The sequence below is a fragment of the Nonomuraea sp. NPDC046570 genome, from assembly GCF_040645915.1.
Taxonomy (GTDB): domain Bacteria; phylum Actinomycetota; class Actinomycetes; order Streptosporangiales; family Streptosporangiaceae; genus Nonomuraea.
In genome coordinates, this window is record NZ_JBEYZF010000006.1 from 160721 (window position 1) to 174511 (window position 13791).

Below are 13791 nucleotides of genomic sequence, written 5' to 3' on the forward strand. Positions count from 1 at the left end.
GTCGGGGGCGGGAGGCGTTCGTCGTGAACGAACAGAGCATTGGGGCCACGCTGGCACAGGCCAGGCGGGCGGCAGGGCTGACGGTCGGGCAGCTGAGTGCGAGCACTCGTATCCGTGAAGCGCTGATCTACGGCATCGAGCGGGACGACTTCTCGCAGTGCGGGGGCGACTTCTACACCAGAGGGCATGTGCGGAGCCTGGCCAAGGCCGTCGGGCTCGATCCGGACACCATGGCGCATCTCTACGACGAGCAGCACGGCGGCATCCAGGCGCCGGTCAGCGCCTCGGCGGTGTTCAAGAACAGCAAGGGCATCAAGCTGCGCGAGCGGCGCGGGCCCAACTGGACGATGGCGCTGGGCGTCGCGCTGGCCATCGTGGTGGTGTTCGGGGTGGTGCGGGTGTTCGGCGGGCCGGCGGAGATCCCGGCGGCCGAGATCAGGCCGGTCAACTCGGTGCCCAGCGTCCCGGCCGGCAAGCCGGTGTCCGTGGCGCCGCGCGCACCGGTGGCCCAGTCCACCACCCAGAAGGACGATCTGGTCGTGGTACGGATCAAGGCGAAGCGCTCGTCCTATCTCAACGTGCACGACTCCACCGGCCGCAAACTGTTCTCGGGGACGTTGCAGGCGGGCAAGACCACCACCTGGCAGGCGGCAAAACAGGTCAGACTTCTTATCGGGGACGCGGGTGCCGTGCTGTTGCAGGTCAACGGCAAGAACCTCGGCGCACCAGGCGCTCGGGGCGAGATGGTGCGGCGTTCGTTCGGGCCCAGCGTGCCGCGTCCTAGGTGAGCCAGGCCCACAAGTGCGGGGGAGGTGCGTCGGGTAGTGGCCAACTCCCGATACCGTAGGGTTCACCATGTCTTCCCGCCGAACCGCATCGCTGATCACACTGGGCTGCGCGCGCAACGAGGTCGACTCCGAGGAGCTCGCCGCGCGACTTGAGGCTGCCGGTTGGCAGCTCGACGACGACGACCCCGATGTCGTCGTCGTCAACACCTGCGGCTTCATCGACTCGGCGAAAAAGGACTCCATCGACACACTGCTGGCCGCCGCGGACTCCGGGGCCAAGGTGGTCGCCGCGGGCTGTATGGCCGAGCGCTACGGCAAGGAGCTGGCCGAAGCGCTGCCCGAAGCCGGTGCGGTGATCTCCTTCGACGACTACACCGAGATCGGTGAGCGCCTCGACGACGTGCTCGAGGGCAGGCCGCTCGTGCCGCACACGCCGCGCGACCGGCGCACTCTGCTGCCGATCTCGCCGGTCGACCGCGCCGCAGCGGCCACCACGGCCGTCCCCGGCCACGGTGACCTGCCCGACGGGCTGGCCCCGGCCAGCGGCCCGAGGGTGCTGCGCAGGCGGCTGGACGAGAGCCCGGTGGCCTCGCTCAAGCTCGCCTCGGGCTGCGACCGCCGCTGCACCTTCTGCGCCATCCCCGCCTTCCGCGGCGCCTACGTCTCCCGCGCCCCCGAGGACCTGCTGGCCGAGGCCGACTGGCTGGCCCACCGCGGCGTGCGCGAGCTCGTCCTGGTCAGCGAGAACTCCACCTCCTACGGCAAGGACCTGGGCGACCTGCGCGCCCTGGAGAAGCTGCTGCCGCAGCTCACCGCCGTCGACGGCATCGAACGGGTGCGGGTCAGCTACCTGCAGCCCGCCGAGCTGCGCCCCGGCCTGCTCGACGTGATCGCCGGCACCGAGGGCATCGCGGCCTACTTCGACCTGTCCTTCCAGCACGCCAGCGGCTCGGTGCTGCGCCGGATGCGCCGCTTCGGCGACCCCAGGCGCTTCCTCGACCTGCTGGCCATGGTCCGCGAGCGGGCACCCGAGGCGGGCGTGCGCTCCAACTTCATCGTCGGCTTCCCCGGGGAGACCGAGGAGGAGTTCGGCGAGCTGGTCGGCTTCCTGGAGGAGGCCAGGCTCGACGTGATCGGCGTGTTCGGCTACTCCGACGAAGACGGCACCGAGGCCGCCAACCTGCCCGGCAAGCTGCCGCAGGAGGTCATCGACGAGCGGGTGCGCCGGCTCACCGAGCTGGCCGAGGAGCTCACCTCGCAGCGCGCCGAGGAGCGCATCGGCACCGAGGTCGACGTGCTCATCGACGAGGACCTGGGCGACGGCGGCTACGAGGGCCGGGCGGCGCACCAGGGCCCCGAGGTCGACGGCTCGGTCACCGTGCAGGGCATCGGTCTGGTCCCCGGCCAGATCGTGCGGGCCGTCGTGGTCGACGCCGAGGGCGTCGACCTGATCGCCCGCATCAAGGCCGGTCCATGACCCCGGACGAGCGCCGCGTGGTCAGCCCGTGGAACATCGCCAACGTCCTCACGGTGGTCCGGTTGGCGCTCGTCCCCTTCTTCGTCATCTGTCTGTTCATGCCGGGCACGGGCTGGCGGTTCGCGGCCCTGGCGGTCTTCGCGGTGGCCTCGTTCACCGACCACCTCGACGGCGAGCTGGCCAGGCGCTACCACCTGGTCACCGACTTCGGGAAGATCGCCGACCCGATCGCCGACAAGGCGCTCACCGGCGCCGCGCTGGTCAGCCTGTCCGTCCTGGGCGAGCTGCACTGGTGGGTCACGATCATGATCCTCGGCCGGGAGATCGGCATCACGCTGCTGCGGCTGGTGCTGATCCGGCACGCGGTCATCCCGGCCAGCTACGGCGGCAAGGTCAAGACCGTGCTGCAGATCGCCGCCATCGTGCTGTACATCCTGCCCGGCGTGCCGGACCCGATCCGCTGGGTCGCGATGGGTGCCGCCGCGGTGGTGACCGTCGTCACCGGCGCCGACTACGTCGTCCGCGCGATCAGACTCCGCCAGGTCGCCAAGCAGGCCCGCGCGGGCGAGCCGTGAGCGGCGGGTGCGCGGCGGGAACCAGGCGGTGAGTACGGCACGCGCGGCCGAGGCGCTGACCCTGCTGGAGGGGCAGGGCGCCACGCTCGCCGTGGCCGAGTCGCTCACCGGTGGGCTCATCGGCGCGACCTTCACCGCGGTGCCGGGGGCCTCGGTGGCCTTCCGGGGCGGGGTGATCTCCTACTCCACCGAGTTGAAGCGGGAACTGCTGGCCGTGTCCGGAGAGCTGCTGCGGCGGGAGGGCGCGGTGCATCCGCAGGTCGCCGCCGACATGGCGGCCGGGGTCAGGCGGCTGTGCGGGGCGACGTACGGGCTGGCGGTGACCGGGGTGGCGGGGCCCGAGCCGCAGGACGGCAAGCCGGTCGGCACCGTACATGTGGCGGTGAGCGGTCCCGGAGGCCGGATCTGGCCGCGGAATCTGGTGCTGCGCGGATCCCGGGAGCGGATTCGGGTAAGCGTGGTGGACGAGGCTATTGATCTCCTCACAGGTGTGCTCGAAGCGAACAGAGGGGAACATTCCCGGTGATTACCGCGTTACGTCCCGAGCGAACATGCCAGGGACGGTCTGACGCGGTGTCGGTGGATACGGGTACGGTGGAGCTGTGAGTGAGGTCCGTGAGCCATCTGCAAGCAGCGCGAGCCCGGCAGGCGGGCCGAAAGACCAACGCGGCGAACCACGTGCGACGCGGCAGGCGCGGCGACGCCCGATGATGACGGCGAGGAGTATGTACGAAGTCACGAAGAAGGACGGGCGGCACGATCCGATCGCGCGGGGCGTGGTGAAGACATCCACGCCGGGGAGGGAGCGACAGATGATTCTGCTGCGTCAGCTGCTCGGTGACGTGTTGAGGCGGCTCCGGGTGCGACAGGGACGCACCTTGCGAGAGGTGTCCACTTTGGCGCGCGTCTCACTCGGATATCTGTCCGAGGTGGAGCGCGGTCAGAAGGAGGCCTCCTCGGAGTTGCTCGCCTCGATCTGCGGCGCTCTGGGTGTTCCGCTGTCACAGGTGCTACGAGAGGTTTCCGATCAGTTCGCGCTTGCCGAGCTCCAGGCCGCTCCGGTGATGGCCGACGTGCCCGAGCGTGAGCGTCTTCCCCTGGCCGAGACGGTCCCCAGCGGGATCGACGACTCCGTGTTCCCCGAAGTCAAGGACATGGTGGCCGCTTGACGCGCTGCTAGCGCGGCTGGCAGTGGCCGCACCAGAGGATCAGCCGCTCCTGCGGCTGCGCCCCCATCTCCCCGCGCCGGATGCGTGTGCTGCATCGGCGACAGGGCCTTCCGGCCCTGCCATAGATCCACGTCTGAAATCCCGGACGGCGATCACCGGTGGTCACCGTGCCCGCGTGGTCCTTGTTCGCGTCGAGTAGACGCCGCGCCAACGAGACCAGGCCGTCCAGGTCGTCGATCGCGCCCACGGCCCGCCACGGATGCACTCCCCTGAGAAAGAGCGTCTCGGCCCGGTAGATCGTGCCGATGCCCGCGAGATTGCGCTGGTCCAGCAGCGCCTCCCCGATCGTCGTGTCCGGATGCGCGGCCAGCCGTCGTACCGCCTCCGCCGGGTCCCAGTCCGCGCCGAGCAGGTCCGGCCCCAGATGCCCGACCACCCGCGCCTCCTGTTCGGTCCGCAGCAGGTCCACCATGCCGAGCTTGACGCCGGTCGCCTGCCATTCCTCGTTGGCCAGCACGAGCCGGATCTGGTCGCCGGGCGCGCCGGGCCGTCCCGCGGGGGTGACGCGCCAGCTTCCGTCCATGCGCAGGTGGGTGTGCACGGTGAGGCCGCCCTCGACCCTGGTGAGCAGGTGCTTGCCGCGTGAGACGGTCTCCAGGACCGTCCGGCCGGTGAGGTCGGCGGTGGCGTGGCGGGGGACGCGGAAGTCGGATCTGGTCAGCACCCGGCCGTCCAGCGCCTGGCTCAGGCGCCGGGCCGTACGGTAGACGGCGTCTCCCTCTGGCATGACCCCAGTCTAGGAAGCCGCCCGCACCCACTCGTCGACCAGTGCGACGAGCTGGTCGAGGGCCTCTTCCACGCGCTCGCGCTCGCCGGAGGTGAGGTAGTCGATCTGCAGGCCGGTGTAGGCGGAGTTGGCCAGCGTGGAGATACGCAGCGCCGCGCGCTCGGGGACGCCGCGCTCACGCAGCAGCGCGGCGACGAACTCGGCGCGGTCGGCCAGCAGCCTGGGCACGTGCCCGGCCAGCCGCCCGCCGGCCGCCAGCCCCTCGATCTCGTGGATCAGCCTGGCGATCGGCAGGTTCTCCTCCTGGAGCTGCCAGTCCCAGGTGCGCCGAATGATCGTGCCCACGCTGTCGGAGCCGTCCCAGCCGGGCAGCGCGCGCAGCCAGCCCCGGTGCCGCTCGTCGAGGCGTTCCATGGTGGCCGAGAGCAGTTCCTCCTTGTCGGCGAAGTGGTGGGTGAGCACCCGGGTGCTCTTGCCGAGGTGCTCGGCGAGGGGGCGCATGGACAGCGTGGACAGGCCGTGTCCGGCGAGGTAGTCGACGATCGAGTCGAGCAGCTCGGCGCGGCGCTGCGGGTCGGCGGTCCTGGCCATGGGTGCCTCGATCCGGGTTGACGCCTTCAGGGTGACGACTGTTACCTTATCTCGGTAACACTCGTTACCTTAATGGAGGTCGCATGCCCGCCAAAACCCGGCTCCCGCCCGCGTGGCTGGTGGCGCTGACGCTCACCACCTTCACCTTCGCCACCGACGACTACCTGATCGCCGGGGTGCTGCCCGCCCTGTCGGCCGGTCTCGGGGTGAGCGAGGCGGCGGGCGGCCAACTCGTCACCGTCTTCTCTCTCGCCTTCGCGCTGGCCGCGCCGGTGGCCTCCGTCGTCACCGCCACTTGGTCGCGCCGGGCGCTGCTCACCTGGGCGATGCTGGTGTTCACCGCCGCCAACGCGGCGTCGGCGTTCACCCACTCCTATCCCGTGCTGCTGGGGTTGCGGGTGGTGGCCGCGCTGGCCGCCGCCGCGGTGGTGCCCGCGGCGTACGCGATCGCCACCGCGCTCGCCCCGGAAGGGCGGCAGGGGCGATACCTCGCGCTGGTGATGGGCGGGCTGACCGGCTCGCTCATGCTCGGCGTGCCGATCGGCACCTGGGTGGGCGGGGCGTTCGGCTGGCAGGCGACGTTCGGGCTCGGCGCGCTGCTGGGGGCGGCCTCACTGGTGGCGCTGCTGGTCACGCTGCCCGACCCGCCCGCGCAGCCGGCGATGCCGGTCCGTGCGCGGCTCTCGCCGCTGGCCAGGCCGCAGGTGCTGGCCGGGTTGCTGGGGATCGTGGCCATCGTGCTCGGCAGCATGATGGTGATGACCTACCTGGCCCCGCTGCTCCGGGACCTCGCGGGGGCGGGGCCCGGCGAGCTGGGGCTGGTGTTCGCGCTGGCGGGGGCCGCGGGGCTGGCCGGTGGTCAGCTCGGCGGGATGGCCACCGACCGGTGGGGCGCCGACCGGGCGCTGTTCGCGGGCGTCGCGGGCTTCGCCGCAGTGATGACGGTCCTCACCGTGTGCTGGCTCGCCCGGCCGCTCCCGCTGCTCGGGCTGCTGCCCCTGCTGTTGGCGTGGGCGGTGACGTCGTGGTGGGTGCCGCCGCCCGCCCAGACCCGGCTGCTCGCGCTGGCCGGCCCCGCGGGGCCGCAGGCGCTCGCGCTCAACAGCAGCGCGGTCTACGTGGGGGTGTCGGCGGCGGGCGCGCTGGGCGGCCTCGTCCTGGAGGCGTACGGCCCAGGCGCGCTTCCCGCCGCGGCCGCAGTGGTCGAGTTGGTGGCGCTGGCCCTGTTCTGGCTGGCGCACCGCCTGGGCGAGCGCCCGCTGACGGTGGCCTAGTCCCAGGCCGCGGGGTCGGCGGCGAGCTGGCGGACCCGTTCCGGCAGCGCGCCGCTGGCCACCTGGTCGAGCGTGACCTCCTCCAGGATGGCCCGCTCGGTGGCCCGCAGGGCGATCCACACCTGCTGCAGCGACTCGGCGGGCCCCCGGTAGCCCACATGCTCGGGACGCTCGCCGCGCACGTTGGCCAGCGGTCCGTCGACCGCGCGGATCACGTCGGCCAGCGAGATCTGGGCGGGCGGCCTGGCCAGCACGTAGCCGCCCTCGGGACCACGCTGACCGCGCACGAGACCGGCCCGGCGCATCTGCAGCAGGATGTTCTCCAGGTACTTGGGCGGCATGTCCTGCTCTTTGGCGAGCTCGCCCACCGTGGTGGGGCCGGCGCCGGCGGCGGCGAGTTCGGCGGCGGCGCGGAGGGCGTAGTCGACACGAGCGGAAAGGCGCATGTTGTCGATTATCCCTCCTGGTCAACACTGGTTATGCGCAAGGTCACCACAACGGGCAGGTGGTCGGAGTACGGCACGGGCGGGACCTCGGCCTTCACCGCGCTCAGTCCTTTCGTGACCAGGACATGATCGATCCTCACGACCGGCGCCTCGGCGGGGGAGGTGGGCGGGTCGCCGAACGCGGTCAGCGGGTCCGACAGCCCGGCCGCCTCCAGCACCCGCATCTCGGGGTCGCCGGGCCGCGTGTTGAGGTCGCCCGCGAGGATCACCGGCCGCTCGCCGGCTGAACCGTCGTCGGAGCTCACGCTCGCCGCCGGCCACATCGCGGACATCGGGCCCAGCACGCGGACCCCCGCCGCCTCGGCGCTCAGGCCGGTGGCGAGGTTGCGGGCCAGGGCCGCGACCTCGGGCGCCTGGCCGGGTGGGGCCTGCAGGTGGGTGTTGACGATGCCGACCTCCTTCCCGCCGACCTCCAGCACGATCGCCTGCGCCTGCGCGCCCGTCGGGTAGTCGTGCCGGCCGAGGCGGTGCGAGGCGAGCTGCTTGACCGGCAGGTTGGTGAGGAGCGCCTCACCCCACAGCGTGTCGGCGGCGGGCGCGAAGTAGGCGCGCATGCCCAGCCCCTTGGCGATGCGGGACAGGCCGTCGTGGCCGCCGTTGAGCAGCCATCCGCGGTCGAGTTCGCTGAGCAGCACCACGTCCGGCTTCTGGGCGGCGGCCCAGGAGGCGATCCGGTCGAGGGAGAGCCGCCCGTCGAGGCCGTAGCCCATCCGGACGTTGTAGGCGATGAGCGTGAAGGTGTCCCCGTCCTTGGGCCGCTGGTCGGGTGTGGGCCGCCAGATGGAGACCAGGACGAGGGGCAGGGTGAGCAGTGCCGCCGCGAAGGGGCGCCACGGCCACGGGTCGCGGACCGAGGCGAGGACGGCGGGCGTGCGCGACATCGACACCGTGCCGATCGCGCCGAGGGCCAGGGCCACCAGGACGGGGATCACCATGTTGGGGAAGCCGAGGTCGAGGTCGTAGGCGGAGTAGTACAGGAACAGGGCGACCAGGAACACCAGCATCCCGCCGAGCAGCCCAGCGCCCGGTCGTCCCGCCGGGGCGCCGGGGCGGGCGCTGGCTCCCAGGAGGCCGCCGATCGACAGGAGCGCGAGGACGTGGAGGAGGTGGTTGCCGGGGTCGATCAGTGTGACCGCCATACCCAGGGCGACCAGCACGGCGTCACGGGCCGGGGTCCAGCGGGAAGCCGGTACCCGGGTGGCCTGACGGAACAGGAACGCGCAGCCGATGAGCAGCGGGCCGACGGTGACGACCGGGATCACCCACGACCTGTTCCAGTCGAGAAGGGCGATGGACGAGCCCGAGTACATGCCGACCAGCAGGAGCGCGGGGCCGACCAGGAACCAGGCCGCCCAGGGGGCCAGGTCGTCGGCGGGGGCCGGGGGTGTGAGCCGTAGGTAGAGCAGGAAGGTCGCGCAGAGGAGGGCGGTCGCGATCCACGGCAGGGCGCCGTCGCGCCAGACCAGGTCCACTCCGTCGAGCAGCAGGTGGGAGACCACCGCGAAGACCAGGCCGCCCGCCACGCCGGGGGCCACGGCGGGGCGGGGGAGGGTGCGGGCGCAGCCGTACAGGAAGACCAGGGCCGCGGTGACGGCGGCTGAGGAGAGGTGGAGCTGGGCGGGGCCGCCGTCGAAGGCCTGTAGGGACAGGCGCAGGGTGGCCAGGGCGAGGGCGCCGCCGTACAGGGACCAGTGGGGGCGGAGGGGGATGGCCAGGAACGGGAGGACGAACCAGAGGGCGGCGTACAGGCCCATCTGCTCCGGGGGTGTGTCGCCGGCGCGGCCGAACAGGGTGATCAGCGAGGGGAGGAACACGCGGAGGGCGTCGAACAGGAGGACGACACCCAGACCGAGCATGACGGCGGGACCCCGGGGGATGGTCATGCGCCATCCTCAGGTCCGGTGCGAGTTCGGCGCAAGGGGTTGCGGCTGAACAGCGAGAAGAGACGCTCCTGACGCTAAACTCCTAACAACTTTAATCAAAGACGGTGGGAAACAGCGTGGATCGACGTCCTGGTGTGCCCAGGTTGCTGAGAGAGATCAACGACCGGGCCGCCCTGGAGTTGCTTCTCGCCACTGGGCCCATGACGCGGGGGCAGATCGGTGACCTGACGGGGTTGTCCAAGGTCACGGCCTCGCAGACATTGGCCAGGCTCGAGGAGCGGGGGCTCGTCGAGGTGGTCGGGGAGCAGGCGGGCGGGCGGGGGCCCAACGCGGCCCTCTACTCCGTGGTGCCCTCCAGCGCCTATGTGGCCGGGCTGGACGTGGGGCCCGAGTTCGTCTCGACCGCGATTGCCGACATCCACGGCCGCACGGTCGCCGAGGTGACGGTCGCGCCCAACGGGCACGACGACCCCGTCGCCGTCGTGCACAGCGCGGTCGTCAAAGCCTGCCGCAGCGCCAAGGTGGGCCTGGCCAAGCTGCGCGGCGTGGTGATCGGCACGCCCGGCGTGGTCGACCCGCGCAGCGGCGACGTGCACTTCTCCTTCGACCTGCCGCACTGGCACGAGGGCATCCACGAGGCCCTGGCCAGGGATCTGCGGCGGGAGGTGACGATCGAGAACGACGTCAACCTGGCCGCGATCGCCGAGCGCGTCTCGGGCGCCGCCCAGGGCGTCGACGACTTCGTGCTGCTGTGGGCCGGGCGCGGCATCGGCCTGGCCGTCATGCTTGGCGGCAAGCTGCACCGGGGCACCTCGGGCAGCGCGGGCGAGATCGGCTACCTGCCGGTGCCGGGCGTACCGCTGGCCGAGGACGTGCGCGCGGTGCCCGGACGGCTGCCGTCGCTGGCCGGCGGCCTGCAGTCGCTGATCAGCGCCGAGGCGGTGACCGAACTGGCCCGCGGGTACGGCTTCGCCGCCGACACCGCTGGCGAGTGCGTGCAGATCGCGGTCGAGGCGGGCACCAGGGGCGAGGCCCTCCTCGACGAGGTCGCCCACCGCCTGGCGCTCGGCGTCGCCTCGGTCTGCGTTGTGCTCGACCCCGGCCTGGTGGTGCTGGCGGGCGAGGTGGGCCGCGCGGGCGGCGCGGCGCTCACCACCCGGGTGGAGGAGGCGGTGGCCAGGATCTGCCCGATCCGCCCCTCGGTGGCGACCACCACCGTGGAGGGCAACCCGGTGCTCAGAGGCGCCGTCCTCGCGGCCCTGGACCAGGCCCGCGAGGAGATCTTCGTCTCCTAGGCGGTCAGCAGTTCGACGGCCGCCTGGGCGTTGGCGCGGGCGGCGCCGTACGTCGCGATGTAGGCGCCGCTGTCGGGACGCCAGATGGGCAGGCCCATCTCGATCACGGTGGCGTCCGAGCGGGCGGCCACCAGCGTGGAGACCAGGTCGCGGCTGTCGGCGTAGCGGTGCGCGTCCTTGACCACCACGACCAGCGAGCGTCCGCTGGCCCGCGCCACCAGCGCGTCCGGGTCGGCCTCGGCGGGCTTGACCCGGACGATCTCCGCCTCGGGCAGCCACGGCGCCATGCCCCACGGCACGGTGCCCACCGCGATCGTCGGCGGCGTGTCCACCTCGATGACCAGCGGGTCTACCAGCGGCTTGGTGGAACCGGACAGCTGTACGGCCCGGCGGGCGGCGTCCAGCCCGACCACGGTGCGCTCCGCGAGACTCCCGTGCCCCGACCCGAACCAGGCCCGCAGCTCGGCGACGCGCGCCGCGGCGGCCTCCAGCCGGGACACGGGCAGCCGCCCGTCGCCGACCGCCGCCACGATCTCGGCGATGATCTCCCGCACCTGGTCGTAGGTGGGCAGCGGGCCCAGGCAGAGCAGGTCGGACCCGGCGTTCAGCGACAGCACCGAGCCGCCGGCCAGGCCGACGCTCTTGGTGATGGCGTGCATGTCGAGCGCGTCGGAGACGATCACACCGTCGAAGCCCAGCTCGCCGCGGAGCAGCCCGGTCAGGGCGGCGGGCGACAGCGTGGAGGGGGTGGTGCCGGTGAGCGCGGGCACCGAGACGTGCGCGGTCATGATGGACCTGGTCCCGGCCTGGACGGCGGCCTTGAACGGCACCAGCTCGCGCTCGTGCAGCACCTCGGGCGAGACGTCCACCACCGGGATGGCCAGGTGGGAGTCCTGCCGGGTGGCGCCGTGGCCGGGGAAGTGCTTGACGCAGGCGGCCACGTTCACCGACTGCAGGCCCTGCACGGCGGCGACGGTGTGCCTGGCGACCAGGGCGGCGTCGTTGCCGAACGAGCGGGTGCCGATCACCGGGTTGTCGTCGGCGGTGTTGACGTCGGCGTCCGGCGCCATGTCGAGGTTGATGCCGCAGGCGGCCAGCTCCGAGCCGATCGCCCGATAGACGCGGTGGGTGAGCTCGACGTCGTCGACGGCGCCGAGCGCCGCGTTGCCCGGGTACGGGCTGCCGACGTGGTAGGCCAGGCGGGTGACGTCGCCGCCCTCCTCGTCGAGCGAGATGACCGGCTCACCGGCCGAGCGCAGCGACGCGGTCAGCGCCGACAGCTCGGCGGGGTCGCCGACGTTGAAGCCGAAGAGCGTGACGCCGCCGAGTCCGTTCTCCAACTCGCGGAGAACCCACTCGGGTGCGACGGTGCCCTGGAAGGCGACGAGCAGTGTGCCGGCCGCGAGGCGACGCAGCCCCCGATCACTCTGACTCATGGTTCCCTCATCGTGTGAAGTGCAGGAAGTCGGTACGGCTCGCGGCCCGGCGTTGTCGGCGCGAGCCGTACCCCCTGCGGGTGGGCAGGGTCGGGTACGGCTCGCGCGGGATGTGGCGCGGCCGTACGAGATCCAGGTGTGGTGTCAGCCCTTGACGGCCCCGGCCACCAGGCCGGAGACCATGCGGCGTTGAACAAGCAGGAAGAACACGACGACCGGGAGGGTCATCAGGGTGGAGCCGGCCATGATGGCGCCCCAGTCGGTGCCGCGTTGCCCGAAGAAGAACTGCAGGGCGACCGGCATCGTGTACCCCTCGGATCCGGACATCAGGTAGAGCGCGAAGATCAGCTCGTTCCACGCGGTGATGAACGAGAAGATGCTCGTCGCCACCAGGCCGGGGGCCACCAGCGGGAACAGGACCTTCCAGAAGGTCGTCATCCGGCTGGCGCCGTCGATCCAGGCCGCCTCTTCGAGCGTCTTGGGCACGGCGGCGACGAACGTGCGCAGCATCCAGATGCCGAACGGCAGGGTGAGGCCGATCTGGATGACGATCAGGCCGAGCAACTGGTCGTACAGGCCGAGCCGCTTGACGTTGAGGAACAGCGGGATGAGCAGCGCCTCGGCGGGGATCATCTGCACGATGAGCAGCACGATCAGGAAGGTGCCCCGGCCCTTGAACCGGAAGCGGGCGATCGCGGTGGCCGACAGCAGGGCGACGAGCGAGCCGATCAGCACGGTGCCGATGGCCACGATCGCGCTGTTGCGCATGTACAGCCAGATCGAGTTCCCGGCGACGCCCTCGGTCAGCACCCGTTCGAAGTGCTCGAAGGTGAAGTGCGTCGGGAAGGGGATGAAGTCGGTGGTGAAGATCTGGTCGTTGGCCTTGAAGCCGGTCGAGACCATCCAGTAGACGGGGAAGATCGCGTAGATGAACACCGCGACGCCCGCGCCGTTCAGCAGGATCTTGCCCAGCCGCTTACGCGCGAGAGGACTCATCACATCTCCTCCTGCTTCACGATCTGCCGCACGTAGAACACGGTGACGATCAGCAGGATCACGGTCAGGACCACCGAGATCGCCGCGCCGGAGCCCATCTTGGGCGGCGCTTTGAAGGCCTCGGCGACCGCGTACATCGACAGGTTGAAGCCCTCGCGGTTGGTGGGGCCGTTCATCAGCACGTAGAGCTGGCTGAAGACCTTGAAGTCCCAGATGATCGACAGGACCGTCAGGACCGCGAACACAGGCTTGAGCAGCGGAAGGGTGATCTTCCTGAAGGTCAGCCAGGCGCCGGAGCCGTCGACCCTGGCGGCCTCGTAGAGCTCCGTGGGGATGCCCTTCAGCCCGGCGAGGACGGAGACCGCGATGAACGGGAAGCCCGCCCAGACCACGCAGAAGATCAGCACGACGTAGAGGGAGAAGGCGTCGTTGAGCCATGGCTCGCCGGTCCAGTCGGCCCTGCCGAACAGAGCCGTGGACAGGCCGTCGGGCAGCATGTTGAGCGCCCAGTTGATGATGCCCGCGTCGGCGTCGAAGAGCCAGCGCCAGATGACACCCTGGGCGACCGGCGGTACGGCCCAGGCGAACATGCAGCCGACGACGACCAGCAGCGACATCTTCTTGCCGAGCTTGTGCAGCAGGACGCCGACCGCGGTGCCGACGACGAGCGAGAGGCTCACGGCGATGACGGCGAACAGCACGGTGTTGCGGAGCGAGGACCAGAAGATGTCGTTGTCGAAGATCCGGGTGAAGTTGTCCCAGCCGACCCACTCGGCGGGCCGGGTTCCCTTGATCTGGGGGATGCCGACCTTCTGGAAGGCCATGACGATCAGCTGGAACAGGGGGTAGAGCAGCAGTCCAGCGATCACCAGCAGACCGGGTACGAGCAGGACATAGGGCACCGCCCACGGGGGGAGCCCGCTGGCCCGGTTCGGGCGGGCGGAGCTTCGGCGGCGCCGCCCCGGGGCGGGGGACTGGTCCCCGCCCCGGGCGATCGTAGACGTGTTCGCCATC

General features: G+C 71.4%; 14 protein-coding genes. 7 read left to right on the forward strand and 7 right to left on the reverse strand.

Features of this window, described 5'->3' with window-relative positions:
• Positions 1–23 precede the first annotated feature (23 nt).
• The 5 genes from ABZ911_RS12640 (at position 24) to ABZ911_RS12660 (ending at position 4009) form a co-directional block, all read left to right on the forward strand.
• A complete protein-coding gene (locus tag ABZ911_RS12640) occupies positions 24–788 on the forward strand; it encodes a RodZ domain-containing protein (RefSeq protein WP_358054661.1) in 765 nt (254 codons plus the stop codon).
• 67 nt (positions 789–855) lie between these two features.
• On the forward strand, positions 856–2265 hold the full coding sequence (gene rimO / locus ABZ911_RS12645; RefSeq protein ID WP_358054662.1) for a 30S ribosomal protein S12 methylthiotransferase RimO: 1410 nt from the start codon (positions 856–858) through the stop codon (positions 2263–2265).
• Positions 2262–2840 carry a CDP-diacylglycerol--glycerol-3-phosphate 3-phosphatidyltransferase gene (gene pgsA / locus ABZ911_RS12650; protein WP_358054663.1) on the forward strand — a complete coding sequence of 193 codons (579 nt, stop codon included), beginning with the start codon at positions 2262–2264 and terminating at the stop codon, positions 2838–2840. The genes rimO and pgsA overlap by 4 nt, the downstream gene beginning before the upstream one ends.
• Positions 2841–2868: 28 nt before the next feature.
• On the forward strand, positions 2869–3366 hold the full coding sequence (locus tag ABZ911_RS12655) for a CinA family protein (protein ID WP_358054664.1): 498 nt from the start codon (positions 2869–2871) through the stop codon (positions 3364–3366).
• A 286-nt stretch (positions 3367–3652) separates the two neighbouring features.
• Complete coding sequence (locus ABZ911_RS12660) at positions 3653–4009, forward strand: helix-turn-helix transcriptional regulator (protein ID WP_358054836.1); 357 nt, start codon at positions 3653–3655, stop codon at positions 4007–4009.
• Positions 4010–4016: 7 nt separating this feature from the next.
• Here ABZ911_RS12660 and ABZ911_RS12665 read toward each other — a convergent pair whose 3' ends face one another.
• Both ABZ911_RS12665 and ABZ911_RS12670 read right to left on the reverse strand, forming a co-directional pair.
• Complete coding sequence (locus ABZ911_RS12665) at positions 4017–4796, reverse strand: DNA-formamidopyrimidine glycosylase family protein (protein ID WP_358054665.1); 780 nt, start codon at positions 4794–4796, stop codon at positions 4017–4019.
• Between the two features lie 9 nt (positions 4797–4805).
• A complete protein-coding gene (locus ABZ911_RS12670; RefSeq protein WP_358054666.1) occupies positions 4806–5387 on the reverse strand; it encodes a TetR/AcrR family transcriptional regulator in 582 nt (193 codons plus the stop codon).
• Between the two features lie 83 nt (positions 5388–5470).
• Between ABZ911_RS12670 and ABZ911_RS12675 the strand changes: the two genes are divergently transcribed.
• Positions 5471–6661 (forward strand): MFS transporter, encoded by a 1191-nt coding sequence (locus ABZ911_RS12675; RefSeq protein ID WP_358054667.1) that lies wholly within the window; start codon positions 5471–5473, stop codon positions 6659–6661.
• Here the strand turns inward: ABZ911_RS12675 and ABZ911_RS12680 are convergent.
• Positions 6658–7107, reverse strand: coding sequence for an Rrf2 family transcriptional regulator (locus tag ABZ911_RS12680; RefSeq protein ID WP_358054668.1), 450 nt, complete (start codon positions 7105–7107; stop codon positions 6658–6660). The genes ABZ911_RS12675 and ABZ911_RS12680 overlap by 4 nt on opposite strands.
• An 8-nt stretch (positions 7108–7115) precedes the next feature.
• Positions 7116–9050, reverse strand: a complete 1935-nt coding sequence (locus tag ABZ911_RS12685; RefSeq protein WP_358054669.1) for an endonuclease/exonuclease/phosphatase family protein — start codon at positions 9048–9050, stop codon at positions 7116–7118.
• Positions 9051–9166: 116 nt separating this feature from the next.
• Here ABZ911_RS12685 and ABZ911_RS12690 point away from each other — a divergent pair, with 116 nt between their 5' ends.
• Positions 9167–10345, forward strand: coding sequence for an ROK family transcriptional regulator (locus ABZ911_RS12690; protein ID WP_358054670.1), 1179 nt, complete (start codon positions 9167–9169; stop codon positions 10343–10345).
• On the opposite strand, the gene ABZ911_RS12695 is transcribed toward ABZ911_RS12690, so the two are convergent.
• The 3 genes from ABZ911_RS12695 to ABZ911_RS12705 all read right to left on the reverse strand — a co-directional run bounded on the left by ABZ911_RS12695 (position 10342) and on the right by ABZ911_RS12705 (position 13790).
• On the reverse strand, positions 10342–11781 hold the full coding sequence (locus tag ABZ911_RS12695) for a glycoside hydrolase family 3 protein (RefSeq protein ID WP_358054671.1): 1440 nt from the start codon (positions 11779–11781) through the stop codon (positions 10342–10344). The genes ABZ911_RS12690 and ABZ911_RS12695 overlap by 4 nt on opposite strands.
• Positions 11782–11925: 144 nt before the next feature.
• Positions 11926–12777 (reverse strand): carbohydrate ABC transporter permease, encoded by an 852-nt coding sequence (locus tag ABZ911_RS12700; RefSeq protein WP_358054672.1) that lies wholly within the window; start codon positions 12775–12777, stop codon positions 11926–11928.
• On the reverse strand, positions 12777–13790 hold the full coding sequence (locus ABZ911_RS12705; RefSeq protein WP_358054673.1) for a sugar ABC transporter permease: 1014 nt from the start codon (positions 13788–13790) through the stop codon (positions 12777–12779). The genes ABZ911_RS12700 and ABZ911_RS12705 overlap by 1 nt, the downstream gene beginning before the upstream one ends.
• Position 13791: the final 1 nt, after the last annotated feature.